The 25,296-nt window shown below is 57.6% G+C and carries 21 protein-coding genes and 1 pseudogene; 15 read left to right on the top strand and 7 right to left on the bottom strand.

Annotation, left to right across the window (positions count from 1 at the left end; genetic code table 11):
- Positions 1-2: 2 nt before the first annotated feature.
- The 5 genes from fdxH (at position 3) to FDP13_RS13805 (ending at position 6,329) form a co-directional block, all read left to right on the top strand.
- Positions 3-911 carry a formate dehydrogenase subunit beta gene (fdxH, locus tag FDP13_RS13825; RefSeq protein WP_027712474.1) on the top strand — a complete coding sequence of 303 codons (909 nt, stop codon included), beginning with the start codon at positions 3-5 and terminating at the stop codon, positions 909-911.
- Positions 904-1,545 carry a formate dehydrogenase-N subunit gamma gene (gene fdnI, locus FDP13_RS13820; protein WP_012770345.1) on the top strand — a complete coding sequence of 214 codons (642 nt, stop codon included), beginning with the start codon at positions 904-906 and terminating at the stop codon, positions 1,543-1,545. The genes fdxH and fdnI overlap by 8 nt, the downstream gene beginning before the upstream one ends.
- A gap of 161 nt (positions 1,546-1,706) precedes the next feature.
- Positions 1,707-2,729, top strand: a complete 1,023-nt coding sequence (locus FDP13_RS13815; RefSeq protein ID WP_027712473.1) for a LacI family DNA-binding transcriptional regulator — start codon at positions 1,707-1,709, stop codon at positions 2,727-2,729.
- A 136-nt stretch (positions 2,730-2,865) separates the two neighbouring features.
- A complete protein-coding gene (locus FDP13_RS13810; RefSeq protein ID WP_143839669.1) occupies positions 2,866-4,995 on the top strand; it encodes an alpha-galactosidase in 2,130 nt (709 codons plus the stop codon).
- Positions 4,996-5,048: 53 nt separating this feature from the next.
- Entirely contained in the window at positions 5,049-6,329 is a 1,281-nt protein-coding gene (locus tag FDP13_RS13805) for an MFS transporter (protein WP_143839668.1), read from the top strand.
- Between the two features lie 132 nt (positions 6,330-6,461).
- On the opposite strand, the gene FDP13_RS13800 is transcribed toward FDP13_RS13805, so the two are convergent.
- A complete protein-coding gene (locus tag FDP13_RS13800) occupies positions 6,462-7,268 on the bottom strand; it encodes a C1 family peptidase (protein ID WP_012770337.1) in 807 nt (268 codons plus the stop codon).
- A 479-nt stretch (positions 7,269-7,747) separates the two neighbouring features.
- Between FDP13_RS13800 and FDP13_RS13795 the strand changes: the two genes are divergently transcribed.
- Positions 7,748-9,079 (top strand): FAD-binding oxidoreductase, encoded by a 1,332-nt coding sequence (locus FDP13_RS13795; RefSeq protein WP_143839667.1) that lies wholly within the window; start codon positions 7,748-7,750, stop codon positions 9,077-9,079.
- A 9-nt stretch (positions 9,080-9,088) separates the two neighbouring features.
- Complete coding sequence (locus FDP13_RS13790; RefSeq protein ID WP_143839666.1) at positions 9,089-9,937, top strand: GNAT family N-acetyltransferase; 849 nt, start codon at positions 9,089-9,091, stop codon at positions 9,935-9,937.
- Between the two features lie 61 nt (positions 9,938-9,998).
- Here the strand turns inward: FDP13_RS13790 and FDP13_RS13785 are convergent, their stop codons facing one another.
- Positions 9,999-11,411, bottom strand: a complete 1,413-nt coding sequence (locus tag FDP13_RS13785) for a GGDEF domain-containing protein (protein ID WP_012770334.1) — start codon at positions 11,409-11,411, stop codon at positions 9,999-10,001.
- Positions 11,412-12,108: 697 nt separating this feature from the next.
- Positions 12,109-12,882, bottom strand: a complete 774-nt coding sequence (locus FDP13_RS13780) for a DUF2076 domain-containing protein (RefSeq protein ID WP_012770324.1) — start codon at positions 12,880-12,882, stop codon at positions 12,109-12,111.
- 423 nt (positions 12,883-13,305) lie between these two features.
- On the opposite strand from FDP13_RS13780, the gene FDP13_RS13775 reads away from it, so the two are divergent.
- From FDP13_RS13775 to FDP13_RS13755, 5 genes are all read left to right on the top strand, one after another.
- Positions 13,306-14,340, top strand: a complete 1,035-nt coding sequence (locus FDP13_RS13775) for an isopenicillin N synthase family oxygenase (protein WP_143839665.1) — start codon at positions 13,306-13,308, stop codon at positions 14,338-14,340.
- A gap of 43 nt (positions 14,341-14,383) precedes the next feature.
- Complete coding sequence (locus FDP13_RS13770; protein ID WP_143839664.1) at positions 14,384-15,190, top strand: MetQ/NlpA family ABC transporter substrate-binding protein; 807 nt, start codon at positions 14,384-14,386, stop codon at positions 15,188-15,190.
- A gap of 3 nt (positions 15,191-15,193) precedes the next feature.
- Positions 15,194-15,985, top strand: a complete 792-nt coding sequence (locus tag FDP13_RS13765) for a methionine ABC transporter ATP-binding protein (protein ID WP_143839663.1) — start codon at positions 15,194-15,196, stop codon at positions 15,983-15,985.
- Positions 15,970-16,641: a methionine ABC transporter permease gene (locus tag FDP13_RS13760; protein WP_033577224.1), complete on the top strand. Its 672-nt coding sequence runs from the start codon at positions 15,970-15,972 to the stop codon at positions 16,639-16,641. The genes FDP13_RS13765 and FDP13_RS13760 overlap by 16 nt, the downstream gene beginning before the upstream one ends.
- A gap of 319 nt (positions 16,642-16,960) precedes the next feature.
- Complete coding sequence (locus tag FDP13_RS13755) at positions 16,961-17,380, top strand: hypothetical protein (RefSeq protein WP_143839662.1); 420 nt, start codon at positions 16,961-16,963, stop codon at positions 17,378-17,380.
- Positions 17,381-17,924: 544 nt separating this feature from the next.
- Here the strand turns inward: FDP13_RS13755 and FDP13_RS13750 are convergent.
- The 4 genes and pseudogenes from FDP13_RS13750 to FDP13_RS13735 form a co-directional block, all read right to left on the bottom strand.
- Complete coding sequence (locus tag FDP13_RS13750; protein WP_143839661.1) at positions 17,925-18,980, bottom strand: hypothetical protein; 1,056 nt, start codon at positions 18,978-18,980, stop codon at positions 17,925-17,927.
- A gap of 214 nt (positions 18,981-19,194) precedes the next feature.
- Positions 19,195-19,467 (bottom strand): annotated as a pseudogene (locus tag FDP13_RS13745) (thioredoxin family protein); the annotation flags it as partial.
- 56 nt (positions 19,468-19,523) lie between these two features.
- On the bottom strand, positions 19,524-20,288 hold the full coding sequence (locus FDP13_RS13740; RefSeq protein ID WP_012770312.1) for a CDP-diacylglycerol diphosphatase: 765 nt from the start codon (positions 20,286-20,288) through the stop codon (positions 19,524-19,526).
- A gap of 174 nt (positions 20,289-20,462) precedes the next feature.
- On the bottom strand, positions 20,463-21,362 hold the full coding sequence (locus FDP13_RS13735) for a LysR substrate-binding domain-containing protein (protein WP_033577211.1): 900 nt from the start codon (positions 21,360-21,362) through the stop codon (positions 20,463-20,465).
- Between the two features lie 166 nt (positions 21,363-21,528).
- Between FDP13_RS13735 and FDP13_RS13730 the strand changes: the two genes are divergently transcribed.
- The 3 genes from FDP13_RS13730 to FDP13_RS13720 all read left to right on the top strand — a co-directional run bounded on the left by FDP13_RS13730 (position 21,529) and on the right by FDP13_RS13720 (position 25,274).
- Positions 21,529-23,067, top strand: a complete 1,539-nt coding sequence (locus FDP13_RS13730) for an ABC transporter substrate-binding protein (protein WP_143839660.1) — start codon at positions 21,529-21,531, stop codon at positions 23,065-23,067.
- A gap of 288 nt (positions 23,068-23,355) precedes the next feature.
- Positions 23,356-24,306 carry a nucleoside hydrolase gene (locus FDP13_RS13725; RefSeq protein ID WP_012770309.1) on the top strand — a complete coding sequence of 317 codons (951 nt, stop codon included), beginning with the start codon at positions 23,356-23,358 and terminating at the stop codon, positions 24,304-24,306.
- Complete coding sequence (locus tag FDP13_RS13720) at positions 24,306-25,274, top strand: nucleoside hydrolase (protein ID WP_143839659.1); 969 nt, start codon at positions 24,306-24,308, stop codon at positions 25,272-25,274. The genes FDP13_RS13725 and FDP13_RS13720 overlap by 1 nt, the downstream gene beginning before the upstream one ends.
- The last annotated feature ends 22 nt before the right edge of the window (positions 25,275-25,296 follow it).

Below are 25,296 nucleotides of genomic sequence, written 5' to 3'. Positions count from 1 at the left end.
TTATGTCAATGCAATCTCAGGATATTATCCAGCGTTCGGCCACCAGTAGCCTGACGCCGCCGCCACAGGTTCGGGATGATAAAAGCGAAGTCGCCAAGCTTATCGACGTCACCACCTGTATCGGCTGTAAAGCCTGTCAGGCGGCGTGTTCCGAGTGGAACGACATCCGTGATGAAGTCGGCCACAACGTGGGGGTGTACGACAACCCCACCGATTTGAGCGCGAAATCCTGGACGGTGATGCGTTTCTCCGAGGTGGAGAGCGCAGATCGTCTGGAGTGGTTGATTCGTAAGGACGGCTGTATGCACTGCGCCGAGCCGGGCTGCCTGAAAGCCTGCCCGTCGGCCGGGGCGATTATTCAGTACGCCAACGGTATCGTCGATTTTCAGTCTGAACACTGCATCGGCTGTGGTTACTGCATCGCCGGGTGCCCGTTCAACATTCCGCGCTTAAACAAGCAGGATAACCGCGTCTACAAATGTACGCTGTGCGTGGATCGCGTCAGCACCGGTCAGGAGCCGGCCTGCGTGAAGACTTGCCCGACCGGCGCCATTCATTTCGGCACCAAGGAAGAAATGAAGAACGTGGCGGCCGAACGTATCGCCCATCTGCAAAAACGCGGCTACGCCAACGCCGGTCTGTATGACCCTGAGGGCGTCGGCGGCACCCACGTCATGTATGTGTTGCATCATGCGGATAAACCATCGCTGTATCACAACCTGCCGGATAACCCGAAAATCTCGACGCCGGTTAACCTGTGGAAAGGTATTCTTAAGCCGCTTTCGACATTGGGCTTCGTCGCGACCTTCGCCGGGCTGATGTTCCACTATATCGGCATTGGGCCGAACACCGAAGAGACTGCGCATCCGCACGAAGGGCAGCCGCACGAAGGAGACGATAAGCATGAGTAACCCAAAAATGATTGTGCGCACCAAATTCGCCGACCGTGTTTGCCACTGGATTGTGGTGATAAGCTTCTTTCTGGTGGCGCTGTCGGGCATCGCGCTGTTTTTCCCGACGCTGCAATGGTTGACGCAAACCTTCGGTACGCCGCAGATGGGGCGCATCATGCACCCGTTCTTCGGTATTTTGATTGTGGTGTGTCTGGTGCCGATGTTTATCCGCTTTGTCGGTCATAACATCCCCAAACGCCGCGATCTGCCGTGGTTCCTCAATATCATCGAGGTACTGAAGGGCAACGAGCACGAAGTCGCCGATGTGGGTAAATACAACCCCGGTCAGAAAATGATGTTCTGGAGCATCATGGGATTAACGCTGGTGTTGCTGATTACCGGCGTCATCATGTGGCGGCCGTACTTCGCGCACCTGTTCCCGATCGATGTGGTGCGTTACGCCATTCTGTTGCACGCCACGGCGGCCATCGTGCTGATCCACGCGATTCTGATCCATATGTACATGGCGTTCTGGGTCCGCGGTTCCATCAAAGGCATGATCGAAGGCAAGGTGTCTGAAAAATGGGCGCTGAAACACCACCCGCGCTGGGCGCGCGATGTGATCGGCAAAGCCAATAAAGACAAGAAATAACCTTTCCCTGCTGGCGGTTCCCGTTCGGTGCGGGAACCGCCAGGCTGTTCGCAAAACATCCAGCTATTTATCAACAGCCTCTCGATTCCCGCCGTCATCCCCCCCTTGCCGCGATTTGTGATAGTCTGGCGCGTAACAGAATTTAGGGTGAGTGATGCGCCATGTCACTGAAACAGATTGCAAAAACGCTGGGGTTGTCGGTCACGACCGTCAGCCGGGCGCTGAACGGCTACGATGACGTAGCCGCCGAGACGCGCCAGCGGGTAGAAGACGAGGCGCGACGCCTCGGCTATCGCCCCAATACCTTTGCTCGTCGTCTGAAAATGGGGCGCATTGATGCGGTTGGCTTGGTGTTCCCGTTGCAACCCGCACCGCTCAGCAATACCACCTTTATGGAAATGGTGGCGGAAATCAGTCATGAGCTGGCGAAGCAGGAGATCGACCTGCTGTTGATCGCCGACGAAGGGCAGGCCGATCACCACGCGTTTTTGCGCATGATTGAAAGCCGCCGGGTGGATGCGTTAATCGTCGCGCATACCCTGCAACAGGACCCTCGCCTGCAATACCTGCAATCGATCGGCTTTCCGTTTCTGGCGCTTGGGCGCAGCGATTTGCCGATGCCTTATGCCTGGTTCGATTTCGACAATCAGGCCGGCGCGGCGCTCGCCACCCGCCATTTGATCGCCCTCGGGCACCGCCATATCGCTTTTCTTGGCGAGCATCATCCGCAATCGTTTATCGCCCAGCGCCGTGCCGGTTATCTGGCGGCGTTGGCGGCCGGCGGCATTGCCCGGCGCGACGAGCTGTTGCGTCAGGTGGCGCCATCACGCCGGGAGGGGTATCTGGCGACCCGGCAATGGCTGGCTTTGCCGCAGCCGCCTACCGCCATCGTCATCGACGGCAGCACGCAGGGAGAAGGGGCGGCGCTGGCATTACGCGACAGCGGTCGCCTGCACGGCAAGCAGGCGGTATCGCTGATCGTCTATGACGGCCTGCCTGCCGACTCGCTACTAGAGATACCGGTCACCGCCATTACACAGGCTACACGCTTAGAAGTGGGGCAGCAGATCGCCCATATGGTGTTCCGTTTGCTGGCAGGCGATGCGCCGTCGTCGTTGCAGGTGCTGTGGCAACCGCAACTGCGGGCCGGACAGACGGATAACCCGCCGCCGCAAGCAGAATAACCGTCTTCGCCAGTATGCTCATGTCAGCGTTTTCCACGTTCGTTTTTTAACCCGATCACAAAACCGAAACGTTTCGGTTTTTATCCGAAACGTTTCGGAATACAACTAACCTCATCAACCATTCAGGAGGATGAGGATGGAAACAACGTTGATTCGTCTCACCAGCCCGGTGACCGACGTGATTGTGCGCTGCCGGCCGGCGGCGGAAATACTGTACTGGGGCCCGCATCTGGCGGCGTTTTCACCGCAGGATGCGGAAAGTCTGTCGCGGCCGGTGGCGAACGGCCGGTTGGATGTGGATGTGCCGGTAACGCTGGCGGCGGAAACCGGACGGGGGCTGTTCGGTTCGCCGGGCATTGAAGGGCATCGCAACGGTCTCGATGCCTTTGCGGTGCTAACCACCGTCGCGGTGCGTCAGCCGGACCCGCAGCAACTGGTCATTGAAGCGGAAGACCGTCAGGCCGGCCTGCGCCTGACCAGCGAATTGCGGCTGCACGCCGACAGCGGGGTACTGCAACTGCGCCACTGCCTGACTAACCTGCATCCGGGCGACTGGCAGGTACAGCGGCTGGCGGTCACGTTACCGTTACCGGAGTCGGCGGCGGAGGTGATGGCGTTTCACGGCCGCTGGGTGCGGGAATTTCAGCCGCACCGTACGCTGTTAGCGCACGGCAGTCTGGTGCAGGAAAACCGTCGCGGACGCACTTCGCATGAATATTTTCCGGCGATGGTGAGCGGCGAGCCGGGATTCGCCGAGCAGCAGGGCCGGGTATGGGGGGCGCACCTCGGCTGGAGCGGCAACCATCGGTTGCGTACGGAAGTGAAAACCGATGGCCGGCGGCTGGTGCAGGCGGAGGCACTCTACCTGCCCGGTGAAATCACGCTGGCGCAGGGGGAGTCGCTGACTACACCGTGGCTGTACGCCGCCTGTTCTGAGCAGGGGCTCAACGGCATGAGCCAGCAGTTTCACCGCTTTTTGCGTCAGGAGATTATTCGGTTTCCGCACGCCAAAGCGCGCCCGGTCCACCTTAACACCTGGGAAGGCATCTACTTTAAGCATGACCCGGCCTACATCATGCAGATGGCGACGCAGGCCGCGGCGCTGGGCGTCGAGCGCTTTATCATCGACGATGGCTGGTTTCGCGGGCGCGACCATGACCGTGCCGCGCTCGGCGACTGGTACGTGGACTCGGATAAATACCCGCAAGGGCTGATGCCGGTGATAAACCATGTGCGGGAGCTGGACATGGAGTTCGGTATTTGGGTCGAACCGGAAATGATCAACCCGGATTCCGATCTCTATCGTGCACACCCGGATTGGCTGTTGGCGCTGCCCGGCTACGATCAGCCGACCGGCCGCTATCAGTATGTGCTCGACTTGTCTAACCCCGAGGCGTTCGATTACCTGCTGGCGCGCCTGAGCTGGCTGCTGGGCGAACACCCGATCGACTACGTGAAATGGGATATGAACCGCGAGTTGGTGCAACCGGCTCATCAGGGGCGGGCGGCGGCCGACCGCCAGACCAAGGCGTTTTATCGTCTGCTCGATGTGCTGGGCGAGCGCTTCCCGCAGGTGGAGTTTGAGTCTTGCGCGTCGGGCGGTGGGCGCATCGATTATGAAGTGTTGCGGCGTTGCCACCGTTTCTGGGCATCCGACAACAACGATGCGCTGGAACGGCAGACGATTCAGCGCGGTATGAGTTACTTCTTCCCACCTGAAGTGATGGGCGCGCACATCGGTCACCACCGCTGTCACGCTACCGGACGTCAGCACGGCATTGCTTTTCGCGGCCTGACGGCGCTGTTCGGCCATATGGGGATCGAACTGGACCCGGTACGTGCCGATGCGCAGGAACAGGCCGGTTTTCGCCATTACGTGGCGCTGCACCGCCAGTATCGCACGCTGTTGCACACCGGCTGCCTGTGGCGCGTTGACATGGCCGATGCCGCTACGCAGGTGCAGGGGGTGGTCAGCGAGGATAGGCGTCAGGCGCTGTTTCTGATAACGCAACTGGCGATGCCGGATTACGCGCTGGCCGGGGTGCTGCGTGTCCCCGGTCTGGACGCGCAAGCCCGTTACCGACTGACCGTGGTGGACCACCCTGACCTGAAACCGGTCATCGAGGGCGGCAGCACCATGCGGCAGTTGCCGACATGGATGGCGGCACCGGCTGAATATAGCGGCGAATGGTTGATGAAAGCCGGGCTGCGTCTGCCTATTCTCAACCCGGAAACGGCGCTGTTGCTGGAACTGGAACGTCTGTAATTCAGCGGGAGAGGGCAACCTCTCCCCCGACCGGCCCTTTTAAGGATACTGCTATGGACATCAGCCAACCGACCCTACACGCGACGACACATAAACATAACCGTAATTTCTGGATTTTCGGCCTGTTCTTTTTTTTGTATTTCTTCATCATGGCGACCTGCTTTCCGTTTCTGCCGGTGTGGCTGGCGGAGGTGATTGGCCTGAATAAAACCCAGACCGGGGTAGTGTTTTCCGCCATTTCGCTGTTCGCCATTCTGTTTCAGCCGTTGATGGGCGTATTGTCGGACCGGCTGGGGTTGAAAAAACACCTGCTGTGGGTGATTGCCATTCTGCTGTTTTTGTTCGCGCCGTTCTTTCTGTATGTGTTTGCGCCGCTGCTTAAGGTGAATAGTTTACTGGGGGCGGTGGTGGGCGGCGTTTACATCGGGCTGGTGTTTTCCGCCGGTTCCGGCGCGGTGGAAGCTTACATCGAGCGCGTCAGCCGCCAAAGTGGTTTTGAGTATGGTAAGGCGCGGATGTTCGGTTGCCTGGGCTGGGGGTTGTGCGCATCCACCGCCGGTATTCTGTTTAACGTTAACCCGGCGCTGGTGTTCTGGATGGGGTCCGGCGCGGCGGTGATGCTGTTGGCGCTGCTGCTGATAGCCCGCCCGGAATCGCACCCGACGGCGCAGGTGATGGACGCGCTGGGTGCCAATCAGCCGCAGGTAACGCTGAAAATGGCGACCGGCGTATTTGGCGATCGCAAACTGTGGATGTTTGTGTTGTACGTGGTCGGCGTGGCCTGCGTGTACGACGTGTTCGACCAGCAGTTCGCCAACTTCTTCAAATCGTTTTTCGCCACGCCGCAACAGGGTAACCAGGTGTTTGGGTTTGCCACCACGCTGGGTGAACTGGCGAATGCCGTCATCATGTTCTGCTCGCCGTGGATCATCAATCGTATCGGCGCCAAAAACACGCTGCTGGTGGCGGGGACCATCATGACGGTGCGGATTGTCGGGTCGGCGTTCGCCACCACGGCAGTGGAAGTGGTGGCGCTGAAAATGCTGCACGCGCTGGAAGTGCCGTTCCTGCTGGTCGGCGCGTTCAAGTACATCACCACCACCTTCGACACTCGGCTATCCGCCACCATTTATCTGATTGGTTTTCAGTTTGCCAAACAGCTGGCGGCGATCTTTCTGTCGGCGATGGCGGGCAATCTGTATGACCGCATCGGTTTCCAGCACACTTATCTGATCCTCGGCGCTATTGCCCTGACGGTGACGATTATCTCGGCGTTTACCTTGTCTGGTTCGCGCACGACCACGCAACCGGCGTATCGTACTACGTTATCCTGACGACGGTTATCCTGACGTCGATTCTTCTGAAGAGCGGTTGTTCTGGCAAGCGAGCGGGTCGGCCGCGTTTCACGTCGGCCGACCTTGCACGCACCGGCATAACCGCATGTGGCGATGCCACCAGCAGAACGACTAGTTTTTAACGGTATTAATAGCCCAGATATCTTGCGCCAGCCGGCGATCGAGCAGATAGGCGTACGGCATATAGAAATAGCCGTTTTCACCCACCGCTTTCCCCCATGAGTTGCGGAATTTAAACAACTGAGTGGCGTTGTCATACCCCACGCACAGCACCGCATGGCCGCCTTCCGGCTTATCTTTGCCGCTGGGCAACGGCACCACCACCGGCAGGTTTTGCAGGTCAATCCAACTGGAATAGACCGTAAAACCGAACACAAACGGAAAACCGCAGGCCAGGCAGCCTTGCAGATGCGCCAGGTCCTGATGTAACCGCTGGTAGTTGGTGATGGTGTATTTCAGTGCATCCTGATAGCACCGTTCCGGTGGTTTGGTGGCCGCCGGCGCGCCGGGGGGAAATTCTCCGCCTTCTTCCTGAGCCGGCGTCGCGACGTAGGGCCATTCATCTTCCGGGCAGACGCCGAGTTTGTGCAACGCTTTGATGCCGTCGCGCAGCATGGCGCCGGCGTCGTAGTTGACGTCGCCTTCAATGGTGCGTTCGTTGTAGTAGATAAATAGCCTCGACGGGATGAAATTCGGTCGCTCGCCGGCTTTAAGGCGATCAAACTGTACGGCGCCCGCCAGCGCGTTAGCGGTACAGGAACCGATAGGACCCTGATCGTAGACTTCAAAGGTCGGAGTCAGGTCGACTTTGGCCGGCAACACTTTCAGTACGCTTGGGTCTGGCGTGTAGTGATGATCACGGATATCCGGGGTATCAGGAAGATAGCCCAGGCGCGATTTACGTCTTTTCGTCAGCATAACGATTAACCTCATGATGGTAGGGTTCCCGCCTATTGTTGGCGATGTGGGTTATTCAGCCATCGGAATGGGTTGAGAGATGATGAACGGCCGATGATCGTCTGTTGCAGGATGTGAAGCGGGAAACTCCGACAGTCCGCCGGCCTGCCGCCGCCGACATCCAATGCGGTTTACACCGGTAACACCGTGGTTTGATTCGTTACATCTTGTTGAACAGGCACCGAGCGTGCCGGTAGACCTGATTGACCCTTTGCGCTACCGCCGACCCGGCACTGGAGGCGGGAAGCCCGGTATGATGAGATTGTCGGGATGACACGGTGGCGATGAACGGCGAGCGGGCGGTGACGCAGATGGCCCGCGCCAATTACGATAAACCATTGTCAGACGTGCGATAATGCCGCAAACAACCCCGGCTGTTTGCGAACAGTCTGGCGTCGGAGACGTCTTTTTTATTATTGAAGGGAGTACAGAGGAACGACATGCCTGCACCCATCAGATATGTTCAGGATAGCAGCCCGTTGCCGGATCAGGCGGACGTGGTGGTGATTGGCGCCGGGATTGCCGGTGTGGCGGCAGCCTATGAGCTGGCGAAAAAAGGCGTCAGCGTGTTGCTGTTGGAAAAGGGGCTGGTCGGCGGCGAGCAATCCAGCCGCAACTGGGGTTGGTGCCGACAGCAAAACCGCGATGAGCGCGAGTTGCCGCTGATTATCTACGCGCTGCGTCGCTGGGAGGAACTGCAACTGGAAACCGGTGAAGAACTAGGGTTTCGCCGCAGCGGCTTGCTGTACACCACCCTGGATCAGGCGGAAATCGATGCCTGGGACAAGTGGGGCAAGATGGCGAAAGGCTACGGTGTGCGCAGCGACATCCTCAATGCCGAACAGGCCAAAGCGATGACGCCGGGCAGCACCACCGCGTGGCTGGGCGGGGTATCGTCGCCGACCGACGGCCATGCCGAACCGGCGCTGGCCTGTGCCGGGCTGGCTATTGCCGCGCAACGCCTTGGCGCCAGCGTGATCCAACAGTGCGCGGTGCGCGGGCTGGATATCAGCGGCGGTCGGGTCAGCGGGGTGTGGACCGAGCGCGGGCGGGTGAAAACCTCAACGGTGATTTGCGCCGGCGGCGTCTGGAGCTCGCTGTTCTGCCGCCGCCACGGCATCGAACTGCCGCTGGGCAATGTCATCGGCACCGCGTTTCGTACCGCGCCGATCGAACAGGCGATCAGCCTGCCGTTTTACACCGCGGCGTTTGCTTGCCGCCCGCAACTGGACGGCAGCTATACGGTGTCGGTGTCCGGGCGCGGCCGGTTGGAACCGGGATTCCAGAGCTTGCGCTATGCCCGTCAGTTTTACCCCACTTTTCGCGCACGGCGCAAAAATCTGTCGTTCCATCCCGGCATCATGCCGTTCCTGTCTGGACCGGAAACGTGGGCGAGCTGGTCGTTTGACGGTCTGTCGCCATTTGAGAAAACCCGTATTCTCGATCCGGCGCCGGACATGGCGATGGTGAACGACGGGCTGGCGGCGATGCGGCGTGAATACCCGGCCTTGGCCGCTCTGCGCGTGGTGCAGGCGTGGGGCGGTATGATCGATAGCACGCCGGACGCCATTCCGGTGATTTCGCCGGTAGCAAGCCTGCCGGGGCTGATAGTGTCTGCCGGGTACAGTGCGCACGGTTTCGGCATCGGACCGGGCGCCGGCCGGTTGGCGGCGGATCTGGTAACCGGCGATACCCCGGTGGTGGACCCGACGCCGTTTCGCTATGCCCGCCTGGTGGACGGCTCCGGGCTGAAAGCGCCGGGCATGATGTGAGGACAGAACATGACGATAACGTTACGCGCCATGACGGCGGCGGATGCTGATTTCGGCTGGTCGCTGACGCAGCAGATGCACTGGCCGCACCGGTTGGAAGACTGGCAGGACGCCTTGCTGCTGGGGGAAGGGCTGGTGGCGGAAGAGCAGGGGCAACCGCTGGGAACCGCGCTGTGCTGGCGGTGGGGGGAGCGCTGGGCCACCATCGGCCTGGTGGTGGTGGACGCGCAACAACAAGGGCGCGGCATCGGCCGACGATTGATGGACGGGCTGTTGGCCGGTCTTGACGGTTATCAGGTGCGGCTGCACGCCACGGCGGCCGGGCAGGGGCTATATTCCCGGCTGGGATTTGCGCCGGTGGGCGAAACGCATCAATACCAATGCCCGCGGTTGCCGACGATCGCCGTGCCTGCCTTGTCTGATGGGCGGCGGTGGCGAGCCGCCATTCCGGCGGATGCGCCCTCTCTTACGGCGTTGGATCAACAGGCGCATGGGTTGGCGCGCCCGGCGCTGATTGCCTGGCTGTTGCGTCAGTCGATGCCGGTGCGGGTGCTGGAACAGCATGGCCGTACCGCCGGGTTTGCCGCGCTGCGCCGTTTTGGCCGCGGCTATACCATCGGCCCGGTGATTGCCGACAGTGCGGAGAATGCCCGTTTGTTGATAGCGACCTTGATGGCTGAGGTCAGCGGCGAATTCGTCCGCATCGACAGCGACGCTGCGCTTGGATTGGGCGCTTGGCTGGCGGATTGCGGGCTGCAACAGGTGGATGCGCCGGTGACCATGATCCGCGGTGCGCCGTGGCGGCCTGAAACGGGCGGCATGAGTGCCTGGGCGTTAATGACGCAAGCGATGGCCTAATGAGGTTGGTGAAGCCCCCGTTGCAACGGGGGATAAGAATATCGCGGGTTTACTGACCGGATTACTGAATCGTCCGGTTACGCCCTTCGCGTTTGGCGGTATAGAGGTTTTTGTCCGCGAGAGGAAATAGCTCATGCACCGTATCCACCAGATATTTTCCCGATGTGGGCGCATGAGCGATACCGATGCTGACCGTCACCGGGACAGGCTGTTGGTTGAATAAAAACACCGTTTGCTGGATGGTCTGACGCAGGCTATCGGCCAGCCGGTAAAACGCCGACGGATTGTAGTTAAAACACACCACGGCGAACTCTTCTCCGCCGATACGGCTGACCAATCCCTGCGCAGAAACCGCCTGCTGTATCACCTTGGCGACCTGACGCAGAATTTCATCGCCGCAGTCATGCCCGAAGCTATCATTGATGTTTTTGAAGTGATCAATGTCGATCAGCATGATATTGACGGCATCGTGCTGGGATTTAACGCTTTGACCGTGCGTGGTCAGCGCTTCGGTAAACCCGTAGCGCGATAAAGTATTGGTCAGAAAGTCATGGCTGGCTTGTTGCAACAAACGTGCATTCAACTGGCGAATGGTGCGGGCGTTGGTCGCCATCATCAACGGGCTGAAGATCGTCGCGGCGATACCGATGCGAGCGATGATGATTTGGTGCATGAAGTACGGGTCTTGCGGGCTATAGAACGCGTAAACGTGTTCGGCGGTGAGAATAAGCTCCGTGGCGCCGACGCACAAGGTAATCAGCCTAATCAGCCATAACGGATAGACAATCGCGCACCAGGTCAGTGCGGGCAACGGAAACGCCAGAATGGCGACCGGGCCGAGCAACGGCGCCACCACGATAGAGACCAGCAGCAATAATAATGGCAGAGCATCCGACAGCCGCAGCATCGGCAGTTGCAACGGTATCTGGCTGCGCAAGGTGAGCAGTAACGGCAGGAACAAGACGGCGGTGTAGAATTGATCGCTGAACCAGTTGAGGAAGTGGCTGCGAAATACCGCGGCGGGGAATGCCGGCCAGGGTTGTTGTGCCAGCGCCCCCACGAAACCGCACGCCAGCGCCGCTATCATACAGGCGGCGAAGACATACAACGAACTGACCATATCCGTTTCCCGGCGAGCCAGAAAACCCGGCCAGTTGAGTAACTGGGTAAGGACGACGATAAACGCGATGTTGGCGGAATTGATGGTCAGCGCGCTGGTGCCCCAGCCGTAGAACAGCGTGTCCTGCAAGATCATGGCCGCGTAGGCGACAAGGTAATACCAGGGGGTATTCAGGTATCTGCAGCGGTAAAACAGGGCGGCGACGATAATGTTCACCGGCCAGAATACCGACAGATCCAGTTCGGACAGGCGAGCATGTGCGCCAATATTGCACCCTACCAGCGTCACCATGAAGACATTCACACTGTTCAGCCCGGTGTTGCCATTTTTAAATAACGCCAAGTTCAAATGCATACCATCAATCCACTTTCAGGTTTAGAGCCTTCCCCTGGCGTTAGTCGTTGTAGGTTTTGTGGCTGCCTGGCGGCCACAGATTACGCGCAGAGCCGGTATAATACCGTGTTATACCCATCATACTTCAAGTTATCGATCCCGCGTCTTGCCGACGGGTCGCCGATGTGAACCCGTGTTCCAACGGCTGCCGACAGTAACACGATTCAACACGTGCGCCGACACGTGGGGGTATTGACCCGATTCGCCGGTTGCCTCGCCCTTTCAGGACCGCAGCGAGCTGCGTTCAAATCTGCTCCCGGCAGAGTTGTCGCTCACCCCAGTCAAGCTCCTGGGGACTCACTCAGTTGCCGTGTTACAAGGCTCTAACGAGCCAACGCGTGGCGTTGTTCAACACGCAAGCGTGTTGTCCTGCAACTCGAATTATTTTGGGTATAGATATAAATGATATTAAAAAAGTCTGTTTAGCACTGTTTCTCTTTTATTCTATTTCTGTCAATTCGTTACGGGCAAGAGGTCTCAGGCCAGGTTATGCCTGCTTTTATTGATGGCGGTGTTGGCGAGGTGACCCGTCGGGGGCGGTGTCGGGCTGAAGATAATTCCTTGAAACTGATGGCAGGATAATCCCTATCTGGTTGTATCGGCTGTCTCCATGATCAACGGATTACAAGAGACAGCCTGCCGTCGGGGCTGGTGGGGATCAGACGTAAGAATCGTCGTCGTCGTAAGAGTCATCGGCTGCGAAATCGTCGTAGTCGTTACTCTGTGGTTCGTTGCCGGCGTTGTTCCAGAGAGTGTTGTTGGCCGTACCGTTGAAGGTGTCCAGATTATCTGCGCTGAAATCACGGAAGCTATCGTTGACGTTATCCAGCGGATTCTCGTTAAGCATCGGTGTTTCATTGATGATGTTGACGATCTCTTCCGGCTGCGAGCGGTGGAACATGCCGGTCAGCATGTCCGCCAGCACCACACCGCCCGCCACGCCGGCGGCGGTCTGCAATGCGCCGCTCAGAAAACCGCCCGCACGGGATGGTGCTGGTTGGGCGTAGCCCGGCGCAGGCTGGCCATAACCGGCGGCCGGCGGCGTATACCCCATCGGTTGGCTATTATAGCCGGAGGATTGACCATAACCGGCCGGTTGCGACGGTTGTACCGGTTGCGGCGCGCTGCTGCGACTGCCGCCGCCGAACAGGCCGGCCAGAAAACCGCCGCTGCTTTGTTGCGGGCGGGCGGCGGCGTCTTGCTTCAGCCGGTTAATCTCCGCTTCCAGCTCTTTTACCCGTTGGTCCAGCTGTTTCAGCGCCGCTTCCTGAATGATCATCGCCTGCGCCATGTAGTAAGGCGCGGCGGGTTGCTGGCGGATGTATTCGTTGATTTGCTGTTCTGCCTTGAGATCCCGAGGGCCTGTGTTGGTCTCGGCTGTTTTCAGTCGGCTAAACAGACCATCAATAAGGCGTTGTTCTTCAGATTGCATAGGATTACCTCAAGAGATATTAGATTAAGAAATATTGGATTGCGGGCCTGTTCAGTCAGGCACTGTGGCTGTTTTGTCTCACCCTTCGCCGCCATCCTACTGCGTTCCGACAGGCTAATACACGATTGTCGGGTAAAGCTGCTTACAAATTTGTTACCAATTACAGCAAATTCGCGTCGGTTGCTCTGCAAATTTCCGTCTTACCTTTGCCGCTATTGATATTTTACCTGCAGCGGAAATGGGTGATTAATACCCCTCAGACGTCTTCGCCGTTATGGCTTGATGACGCCATCTTTTGGGTTCGTTTTACGAGCCGGTTTCCTGAATGATCGACGCGAGGAATCACCATGTCCCATCTGTCCTGTTGCGGTTACTCCATGCTGAATGTCATGACCTTGATATATTTCATTACCGGAGTCCGCCATGAGCCATACCGCAAACTTACCCGTACTCAATTTTTCTCTGCTTGACGGAAATTCGCGGCAACGCGCCGATTTCCTGCACCAACTGAATCACGCTGCGCGTGAAACCGGCTTCTTCTATCTGACTCACCACGGCGTCGACTCGAAACTGCAACAACGCGTTCAATGGCTGTCGCGTGCTTTTTTCTCCCTGTCGGACGCGGAAAAACAACGCGTGGCGATGATTCACTCTCCCCATTTTCGTGGCTACACCCTTGCCGGCGCGGAGCGTACTCGCAGCGAGCCGGACTGGCGTGAACAGTTCGATATTGGGGCCGAACGCCCGCCGCTGCGCCTGTTGTCGGGCGATCCGGCCTGGCGGCGACTACAGGGGCCGAACCAGTGGCCGGCGTCGCTGCCGCAACTGAAAATCGCGTTGCTGGAGTGGCAGCAAACCCTGACCCGCATTTCGCTGCGTCTGTTGCGTGCTTTCGCTGAAGTGCTGGGGCTGCCGGTAACCGCGTTTGACGCACTGTACGGCAGTAAACCCAACGAGCATATCAAGCTGATTCGCTATCCCGGTCGCTCGGCGGCAGACGGCCGGCAGGGCGTCGGCGCGCATAAGGATTCCGGTTTCCTGACGCTGTTGTTGCAGGATAAGCAGTCTGGTTTGCAGGTGGAAGTCGAACCGGAACACTGGGTGGACGCGCACCCGCTGCCGGGGTCGTTTGTGGTCAATATCGGCGAACTGCTGGAGCTGGCGACAAACGGTTATCTGCGCGCCACCGTGCACCGGGTGGCGTCGCCGCCGGTTGGTCAGGATCGCTTATCCATCGCGTTCTTTCTCGGCGCGCAACTGGATGCGGTGGTGCCGGTGTTTCCGCTGTCGCCGGCGTTGGCAGAGCTGGCGCACGGGCCGGCCAGCGACCCGAACAATCCACTGCTGCGTGAAGTGGGCTGGAACTACCTGAAAGGGCGTTTGCGTTCCCATCCGGACGTGGCGAAGCGCTATTACGGCGATGTATTGCAAGCGCAGCAGCAGGCGGTCACCGCCTGAATTCGATTAGCGATCAAAATGAACATCATCAAGGGATAACAAAATGAAAAATAATAATTTTTTTACTCTGACGGCAATCGCGTTGGTCATGGGGCTGTCGGTCTCGGCGCAGGCGGCCGATGCTTTGCGGGTGGCGGCGGACCCGGTGCCACATGCGGAAATTCTGGCGCAGATTCAAAAGACCGACCCGTCGCTGACGCTGAAGGTGGTGGAACTGAGCGGTAACGTGAATGCCAACGAACTGCTGGCCAGCGGCGATGTGGACGCCAACTACTTCCAGCACGTGCCTTATCTGCGCGATCAGGAAAAAGCGTTGGGCAAACAATTCGTGGTGGCGGCCACGGTGCATATCGAGCCGCTGGGGATTTATTCCCGCAAATACAAATCGCTCCACGAGCTGAAGGAGAACGCCACCGTGGCGGTGCCGAACAACGTCACCAACCTCAGTCGTGCGCTGTACCTGTTGCAAGGGCAGGGCTTGATCAAACTGAAAGCGGGCTATAACGACCCGGCGAAAGATCAGGCGACGCCGAAAGACATCGCCGACAACCCGAAGAAACTGAAGATCAAAGAGATTGAGGCGGCGCAGATCCCCCGCTCGTTGGATGACGTCGATCTGGCGGTAATCAACGGCAACTACGCGCTGGAGGCCGGGCTGGTGCCGTCGCGCGATGCGCTGGGGCTGGAAAGCGCCAGCCACAACCCATACGCCAATATTCTGGTGACCACGCCGGCGCTACAAAACGATCCGCGTATTAAACAACTGGCGAAGGATCTGGAATCCAAAGCCACCGCGGACTTCATTGGCCAGCGTTATCAAGGGTCGGTGATTGCGGTGGCGGGGCAATAACGCATGATTCGCATCGAACGGCTGGGGAAACGCTATCCGGGCTGCGCGCAGCCTGCGCTGGAGAACGTGTCGCTGACCATCCCGTCAGGGGCGGTGTACGGTATTCTCGGCCGTAGCGGCGCCGGCAAGAGCACGCTGATCCGTTGTCTCAATCTGCTGGAGCGGCCCACCGCGGGCCGTATTCTGATGGACGACTGCGACATCGCCGGCCTGTCGCCGCAGGCGTTGCGCCAGCAGCGGCAGCGAACCGGCATGATTTTCCAGCATTTCAATCTGCTGCACGCCCGCACGGTGCGGGATAACGTGGCGGTGCCGCTGGAAATCGCCGGGGTCGGCAGGCGTGAACGGGAAGCGCGCGTAACGGAATTGCTGGCGTTAGTCGATTTGAGCGACAAAGCGCTGGCTTACCCGTCGCAACTGTCCGGCGGGCAGAAACAGCGGGTCGGCATCGCCCGCGCACTGGCGGCCCAGCCGCGTTATCTGCTGTGCGACGAGGCTACCAGCGCGCTCGACCCGGAAACCACCGCGTCGATCCTGGCGTTGCTGGCCGACATCAACCGGCAACTGGGGTTGACCATTGTGTTGATCACCCATGAGCTGGAGGTGGTCAAAGCCATTTGTGATCACGCTGCGTTGCTGGAACAGGGGCGGGTGGTGGAAAGCGGCGCGCTGCGAACATTGCTGGCGGACCCGGTTTCCCGCCTGCGACAGGCGTTGTTGCCGGATCTGGACGCCGAGCGCGCGTTTTTGCGGCGGCACGGCATCGGGGAGGAAGAATTATGCAAAGTCGCCTGAGCTGGGAAGAATTTTTCCCGATGATGCTGAACGCGACGCTGGAAACGCTGTACATGGTGGGGCTGGCGGCGTTGTTTACCGTGCTGGTGGGGTTACCGACCGGTGTCCTGCTGTTTATCAGTCGGCAGTCCGGTGTCCTGCCGTTGCCGCGGTTGAACGCGGTGTTGGGCGGGGTGATCAACGTCGGGCGTTCGCTACCGTTCGTGGTGCTGCTGATTGCCCTGATCCCGTTTACCCGTTGGGTGGTCGGCACCACGCTGGGCAGCACCGCCGCGGTAGTACCGATTGCCGTCGGCGCGTTTCCGTTTTTCGCCCGCATTGTGGAGAACGCGCTGGCCGAGGTGGACAGCGGCCGGGTAGAGGCGATTGTGTCGATGGGGGGCACCGTCTGGCATGTGATCACCAAGGCGTTGCTGCCGGAAGCGCTGCCGTCGATTCTGGCGGGCATCACCCTGACGGTAGTCATGTTGATCGGTTTTTCGTCAATGGCGGGGGTGATTGGCGGCGGCGGGCTGGGAGACCTGGCGATCCGCTACGGTTATCAACGTTTCAACCAGCAGGTGATGGCGGGCACGGTGATCGTACTGGTGCTGTTGGTGCAACTGGTGCAATCGCTGGGTGACCGGCTGGTGCGTCGGCTGGCCTACCGACGGTAATCTTTTTATCCACCCTATCGCTGGCGTTCAATCGATTGGCTATGCATAACCTTAGGCATAGCACCTGGTTTATCCACTGCGGTGGGGAAAGGCATTGAATAAAACCAACAACGCGTATGGTATTTATCCTGACAGGAGGCGAATATAAAATAATCAGGTCGGATGAGTCGGGTAATTTCTAGGAGTATTCCATATTCTTTTTATTTCCAGCTTTGCTTTAATCACTCCCGAGGCGGTTACCCGAACGCTTCAGTTATTAACCAGAATATAAAACGTTATTTCCGGTTAATCGCAAATGACTTGTTAAAGGACATTCATAATGAATATGAAACCTCTGTTTTTAGGCGTTATCCTGGCTGCTTCTTACGCTCACGCGGCATCCACTGAAGTGAGCGCCAAACCGGTAACCGGAACGGCCACCAGCGCGGAAGTGAAAGCCACGCCCGTCGCAGACGCTACAGCGAGTCAGGAGGCGAGCAACAAGACGCTAACGGCGCAGCAAACGGCGACCGACACACCGGTAAAAACGCATGAGCAGTCAGTGGTGAAAGCGCATAGCGAGAAAAAAGTCGTGCATAAAAAAGCCGTTGCTGAAGGAAAAGAACACGCAGTGACGGAAAAAATAGGAAAAGAGAAAACAGCAGAACATAAAAAAACCACAGAGAAAAAGAAAAATACCGTAGATAAGCAAGAAGAACAAAAAACAACAGCGCCGGCAACGGCGACTAAAACAGAATAGTTGGTTATTAATTCAAACAATAATTACGCCAACCACTGAAGGGATTCAGTAATAACCGAACAGGCATCATCGGGTTGGCACCCCTTATTTCCCGGCTGGTCATCGTCTGTTTTTTGCCTGATGCAGAGAATAGACAGGATGCCCAGCCGGAATTTATTTGGCGTTCTGTGTCGCCTGATGGGTATATACCCGTCATATTTCAAGTTGCAGGTGTGTTGGCTGCGTGACTCGGCCCCTCCTTGGGCCTCGCCCTTTCAGGGCCGCAGCCAGCTGCGTTCAAATCTGCTCCCGGCAGATTTGTCGTTCACCCGAATCACTTACCTGAGTAAGCTCATCGGGATGAAATGAGAGACATCCTGTCTCTCACCAGAGGCCAGCCTTTGGCTGGTCAAATTCGTTCCCGACGAATTTGTCTCTCTCTTGCCGCGTTACAAAGCTCTAATGAGCCTTGCCCTGACGGGCCAACGCGTTGCGTTGTTCAAAACGCAGCGCGTTTTGTCCTGCAACTCGAATTATTTTGGGTATAAATGGGCTATGGCGGCTATCAGGCTTTTTCACTCGGGGGGATCACTAATGGTTCAAAAATAAGAATATTCCCTTGTTCGGTGAAATAATCCTTCCAGGATTTTGCGATGGTTGTGAGGTCGATATTTATAGCATCCAGGATGCGATAGGGTTTAGGGCTACAGTCATGCTGAAGTGATGGTTTTTTATAGTCACCTATATTTCTGTTGATATCGGTTGTAGCATAGCCATCGACGTTGAATACTAAACCACCTTTAGTGGTAATCACATTCTCTTCGATAATACTGGCGCCAGCTGAGGTAATAAGGTGTATCTGGGGAATATACTGACCCGCCGCCGGCGGCGAATCATGTAAGCGCCCATTAAGGTGGTCAAGACAAATTTCCAGCCCAAAGGTGACATTGTCAATAGTAAAAATTCCCTGTCCACCGAGGCCCGATTTCGATAATTCTTTCCCGGCGCCGACGGGATTGATCTGTTGGCTATTCACATCTCTTGAGCCGCTGACCGGCGTAAGCTTTTGAGTGTTATTATTTTCACCAACAACACCAATGCGATTAAGGGGTTTTTTCCAGTTGATGTGAGCGTTTGATAACCGTAAAAAATCAATATGTGAGATATATTCTTTATAGACGATAACGCTGTTATCTTTGGTGGCATCGGCATAACCACCTTTTTGAACGAGTGCGACGTTGAATATTTCATAACTACCATCATCGTGCTTGAGATATCCGATCGCTGTACCAAAAACAAACAGCCAATCTTTGAATTTTTTGTCTTTTGTCATCTCCCGCATTTTGCTCATGATGATAGATATTTTTTCTACCGGGTAAGCGCCCTGATTTCCGCGGAAATAGAATTCCGGCGCCATAAATATTTTTAGTGTTTCATCAGTATTGTCCAGGGTTAGAGAAGCCTGAGATTTGGCAATGCAATCTTTCATGATATTAATGCGATAATTAATATCGGTTTCGCTCTTGTCATTACCTAAATAACCGTAATCTTTACTGCTATTGTAATAGTCGGTGAATGTATTTAGCTGATAAGAAATGAATTGTGCCTTTTTGTAAGCCATAATTACCTCCGATAACGATGATGTGCATGGCGATTATAAGAATTGCCGCGTTATATGAATTGGATGTAATCACGGGAAATTATGGTGTTCTGATGTACTGACGACGCAGAGAATAAATGACGAAGAAGCACGTGCTTATCAAAGGCCGCTGCTCAGCATGGCAACCGATGCAGTGATGAGAGAAAAGGCCAGATGTACTGGCCTTGAAGATTAATCACGATAATACAGCCAGTAACCACTGGCGCAACGCGTCCGTGCTCTGCGCGCCGGTAAGCCGAGCCTGCTCCTGACCGTCTTTCAGCCACAATAACGTGGGCAGCGAGCGTACCTGTAGCTGTGCGACGTGTGTCAGGTGATGGTCGGCGTCCAGGTAGTAGCTGGGCAGCCCGCTGAATGCGGCGTCGGCGATGACCGTTTCCAACTGGCGATACAGGCTCTTACAGTGCACGCAGCGTTCCGCGCCCACCAGCAGCAACTGGTTGCCGGCGGGCAGCGACGCACAGCGCATCGCTTGTATGGCCGGTCAGCGCCGCCATCGGGGGATTACTGCGCCAGCGCGCAGTTCACATCCAGAATTTCCTCCGCCGAGCCGCGGTTGAACAGGCCGATAAAATCACGCTCTACCGCCAGCAGGATCAGTTCCCCCTGGGCGTTGGCGGTGAGCGCCAGACCGTAGTTTTCCATCTGGCCTCCGCGCGTTTGCACATACTGATTGAGCAGTTTGAACGGATCGGAACGCGTCAGGTCGCTACCGTTCAGCTTGGTTGCCAGATAATCGTGGCCCAGCAGCGGCTGGCCGAGTGATACCCAGTCGTAGCCGATGTGCGCATTTTGAGCGCGCAGCGTTTGGTAAACCTCGGGTTTCAGGCAGGAAATATGAATATGCAACTGACCCTGCGTGCGGCCATACAGCGAGTTGATCGCCAGCCCGAGCTTATCGTCGCCGATGGGTTTGCCCATTTGGCTCGATAGTCGGTCGCGGTAGCTCCAGGCGGCAGCGAAATAGGCGGGCGTTCCCGGCTGTAACAACACCGGGCTTTCAATACCGCTGATGCGGTCGGTCGGGATCAGCAAATTGTGATACGGGCCGCGGCGATCTTTAAACAGGGCGTAATGACCTTGCAGGTTGACGTCCAGACAAGGCGCCGGCGAGTGATTTTTCTGCTGGTTGGGCACGCACTGTTGGCTGACGAACGTCCACAAGGCATTGCCATTGCCGCGACGGTCGAATGGCTGCCAGAAATAGAGCAACAGAGCGACCAGCAATAGCGTAACGATCAAACCGATAAGGTATTTTTGGCGGATCATGGCGCGGCTCCGTAAAAGATTATTGCCGTATGGTTATTGATAGCCGGGCGATTGTCGCAAGGTTATTTGTTGCAAGCTGATTCGTCGTATGACGAGACGCGACAAGCGGGCGCAGACAGGCCATATCGTGCCGCGGGCAGATGGCGCGATGATGACAACCCACCGCCTGACGAGCTACCCGGCCGATGCGCCATTGCCGATCAGCGCGCGGATAGCCTGGATGACCTCTTCCACCAGCAGGCTGCGCGCATGTTGCGGGGGGAAAATCGCCAGATAGGCGACGTCGATCTTCGGTTCGAAGGGTTTAATCAACAACCGGGCTTCGCTGGTGCGGGCGGTAATGGCATCGACGATCCCCACGCCCAGCCCGGTGGCCGCCATAACGCAACCGTGGCGCAGCGAGGTTTCAATCGGGCTTTGCAGTACTACGTCCTGCGCGGCAATCGCCTGCGCCAACTGTTCCCGCAACACGGTTTTGCGCCCAGGCAAAATCGCACGGTGGTGGTTCAGGTCTTTGAGGGTGATGCAGGAGCGCTCCGCCAACGGGTGGTCCGGCGCGATGACGGCGACCGCCTGGGCGACGCCCAGCAAGTCGGCCTGCAATCCTTTAATGGCGGCCGTGCTGTTGATAAACCCGATGTCGTATTGATTGCTGAGTACCATCTCGGTGATCGCCGGCGTGCTTTCCACATCCATCGACAACGCCACATCCGGGTATTCTTTCAGCAGCGAAGGGAAAATATGTTCCGTGCAGAGGTTGGCGAGCGCGGACACCGCGCCGATGCGCAGTACACTGCCTTTGGCATGACGAATATCGTCCGCTACCCGCAGAATGTGATCGAGCCCCAGATATAACCGTTCGATTTCCCGAAAAAGCTTAAGCGCCTCTTCACGCGGCTCCAGCCCACGGCCGTCCCTGTCAAACAGTTTTAGTTTAACCGCGTACTCGAAATCCTTGATCAGCCGGCTGACCGCCGGTTGGGTGATATTCATGATATTGGCGGCTTGTGTGATGCCGCCGGTCAGAATCACCTTATGGAATGCTTCAACCTGTCTTAAGTTGATACGGCTCATAGATGTTACCAACCATAATGTTTATTTATGTATTCGGTACAAAATACGATTTTTAATTATTCTAGCCAACACGTAGACTCCATCAATAAGGTTACAGTTTGTCATAGGTTTGAACAAAACGTGATGAATCTGAATGCGAGATGGATCTGAATTTAAAGGAGTAACCATGAAAGGAACGTTGTTCGTTGCCGGTTTGATGACGCTGATGCCCATCGCGCAGGCGGCGGATTTGACGATTGGACTGGCGTCATCCACTACCTCAATGGACCCGCAGTTCTATGTCGGCGGCGCTAACAGCGCCATGGCCCGCAATCTGTTTGACGGGCTGGTTAACCAAAACGAAAAACAACAAGTTACGCCTGCTCTGGCGGTGTCGTGGCAAGCCATTGACGACACGACCTGGCAGTTTAGATTGCGACCGAACGTCAAGTTTCATGACGGCACCGATTTTAGCGCCCGGGATGTGGTGGCCAGTGTGAAACGCGTCGCGTTGGCGGCGAAAAATAGCCCCAGCGCTTACACGCCCTACGTAGCGGATATCAGCGAGATTCGTGAAATCGACCCGCTGACGGTGGAAATCAAGACCAAAGGGCCGGCGGCGCTGCTGCTCAATAACCTGAGTCGCATCGCCATACTGCCGGCGCGGCTGGCCGACCAGCCGAGCGACGTGCTGAACGGCGGCAAAGACGTGATTGGCACCGGCCCGTTCAAATTTGTCTCCTATACCCCGGATGACAAGGTGGTGTTGAGCCGCAATGAGCATTACTGGGGCGGCAAGGCCGAGTGGGACACGGTGACGTTGCGCGTCATCAAGAACAGTAGCGCCCGCATTGCCGCGTTGCTCTCCGGCGATGTGGACATGATCGAAAGCGTGCCGACGGCGGACCGCGCCACTATCGCCCGGCAACAGGCTTTCGTGACCGAATCGGTGCCGGGTAACCGTATTTTGTATCTGCACCCGGATCAGGACCGGGACGCGTCGCCGTTTGCCAAAGGCGATGACGGTAAAAATCCGCTGAGGAAAGCGGCGGTGCGTCAGGCGATGTCGTTGGCAATCAACCGCGACGCGCTGGTGCAACGTATCCTCGACGGTCAAGGGCTGCCTTCGTCGCAACTGGTGCCGCAGGGGTATCCGGGGTATTCCGCCAACATACCGTCGCCGGTTTACGACCTGACGCAGGCAAAACAGAAACTGGCGGCGGCAGGCTACCCGAATGGGTTTACCCTGACGTTCCACGCCTCGAACGATCGCTACCCCAACGACGCCAAAATCGCACAGGCGCTGGGGCAGATGTTCAGCCAGGCGGGCATCAAGACCGAGGTGGTCACCATGCCCGGCAACGTCTACTTCGCCAAGGCGGCGCAGCGTGAATTCAGCCTGGTGATGGGCGGCGCGGCGATTGAAACCGGCGAGGCATCCGGCGTGCTGGGGCCGTTGCTGGAAACCTTTGGACCGAATGCCGGTCAGGGAAACCGGGGACGGTATTCGAATGCCGAATTTGACAAGCTACTGAATCAGGCTCGCGCCACGCTGAATGAACGGCAACGCGATGCCCTGTTGCAGCAGGCAACCGAATTGGCGATGAAGGAGCAAGGGGTCATCCCGTTGCTGTTTCTCTCCAATACCTGGGCAATGAAAAAAGGCTATAGCTACGTAGGCCGCACAGACGGCTACACATTGCCCTATTTCGTTCATAAGCAGTAAACGGTGAGCCTTTCACCCGCTACTGGTGATGAATGAAAAATGTACGCCCCAAGTAATTCGAGTCTTATCGCCAACACGCCGGCAACTCGAAGTATGACGGGGGTAGTGCGATTTTTACGTTAACACCAGGGTTCTCCCATCAGGCCGTGTCCCGTTGCATTCCGCAGCGGGACACCCAGCCTGCAACCATCAGGGCAACTCTATGAGCGATTTCTTCGGCGTATTCCCCTATCTGATTGAAAAACCGCGTTTCGACGTCGCCGGCGTATTACGAGGAGTGGGCGCATTGTGAGGTCTATTCCCATTATTATCGATTGCGATCCCGGCATTGACGACGCGCTGGCATTGCTGAGCGCGTTTGTTGCCCCACAACTGGTGATTGAGGGGATTACCGTGGTCAACGGCAATCAACCGTTGCCCAACACGCTGCGTAATGCGTTGCAGATTGTCGAACTGGGTGAGCGTACCGATATTCCGGTGTTTGCCGGTTGCTGGCAGCCGATGCTGCGTGAACCGATTCACGGCCAGTTTCATGGTAAAAATGGGCTGGGCGACAGCGATTTTCCCACGCCGCGTAAAACGGCGGAAATACAGCACGCGGTCAACTTTCTGATCGCCCGTTGCCGGGCGGCGGCGCACCGCGGCGAGCGTATCACGCTGTGTTCGCTGGGGCCGTTGACCAATCTGGCCAGCGCGTTTTGCATCGCACCCGATATTGTGGGGGGAATTGAGCGGATTGTGTCGATGGGCGGCGCCTGCCGGGAGCGGGGTAACCGCACCATGACGTCGGAATTCAACCTGCTGGCCGACCCGCACGCGGCGCATATCGTTTTCTCGCAGGATGTGCCGATGACGCTGTTGCCGCTGGACGCCACCCACCAGATGATGCTGACGCCGGAGCGCGTCGGCGAACTGGTTGCCAACGCCGGTCGGTTACGCGGCCCGCTGAGTCAACTGATGGCGTTCTGGGATCGTAACGACGTTAAACGTTACGGCTCCCGCGGCGGGCCGCTGCATGACCCGCTGGTGATCGCCTGGGTGCTGCGTCCCGATTTGTTTCAAACTGAACGGGCGCGGGTATTCGTGGAACATCAGAGCGAATTGTGCATGGGGCAGAGCGTCATGGATATTTACGGTAAATCCGGCCTGTCGGCGAATGTCGACGTGGTCACCGGTGTGGCGGTCGATGAGGTATTCCAGTTATTTTGTCGGCTGTTTGCCGCTTATGGAAACACGTGATGATGCGCCAACGAATCATTATTGATACCGACCCCGGCGTAGATGATGCCATTGCGCTGTGGCTGGCGCTGGCCTCGCCGCAACTGGAGGTGTTGGGCATTACGGTGGTGGCCGGTAATGTGGATTTGACCCATACGCTGGCGAACGCCCGGCGGATCGTCGCGTTGTCCGGCCGTGATGACGTGCCGGTGTTCGCTGGGGCGGAAAAGCCGCTGATCGGCCCGCAACGCTACGGTAAGTACGCCCATATCGGCGCATTCAGCGATGAGCTGGTGCCGGCGGGCGAGTGCCGGGTCGCGCAGGAACATGCGGTGGATTTTATCGTTCGCACCACGCGGCGGGCAGCGCAAGAGTGCAATCCGATTACCTTTTGCGCCATCGGGCCGATGACCAATCTGGCGCTGGCGTTGATTCAGCACCCGGATGTCGCGCGCGGCATTCGTCAGGTGGTGACCATGAGCTGTGCGTTTACCGCACTCGGCCACCGGACGCCGTGGGCGGAATTTAATGTGTATGCCGATCCACATGCCGCCGGTCGGGTATTCGGCAGCGGTATCCCGCTGGTTGTCATGCCGCTGGACATGACGTTTCAGGCGCTGATCACCCAACAGGAAATCGACGTGTTGCAGCGTGATGCGGGGCGGCCCGGTCAAGCCATCGCGCGCCTGCTGTCGGCGTTTGACCGCAGCGACATGGCGCGTTTCGGGCGTGAAGGCGGCCCGGTGCATGATGCCACCACCATCGCCTGGCTCCTGCAGCCGTCGCTGTTTGCCGGACAGGACGCGCGGGTCGGGGTGACCGTCGCCGGTGAAACCGCCGGGCATACCTGGGCGGATTTTTATGGCAAGCTGTCGCTGGCGCCCAATGCGCAGGTAATGCAGTCGGTGGATGAAGCCGGTTTTCTGTCGCTGCTGGTCCGGGGGCTGAGTCGTTATGGTCGGCCGGATGTTCCGGAACGCCACGCTTAGAGCCTACCGGGATAGGCTCTTA

This window comes from Dickeya sp. ws52 (assembly GCF_007210685.1).
GTDB lineage: Bacteria > Pseudomonadota > Gammaproteobacteria > Enterobacterales > Enterobacteriaceae > Dickeya > Dickeya chrysanthemi.
This window is presented reverse-complemented; position numbering and strand designations above follow the sequence as displayed.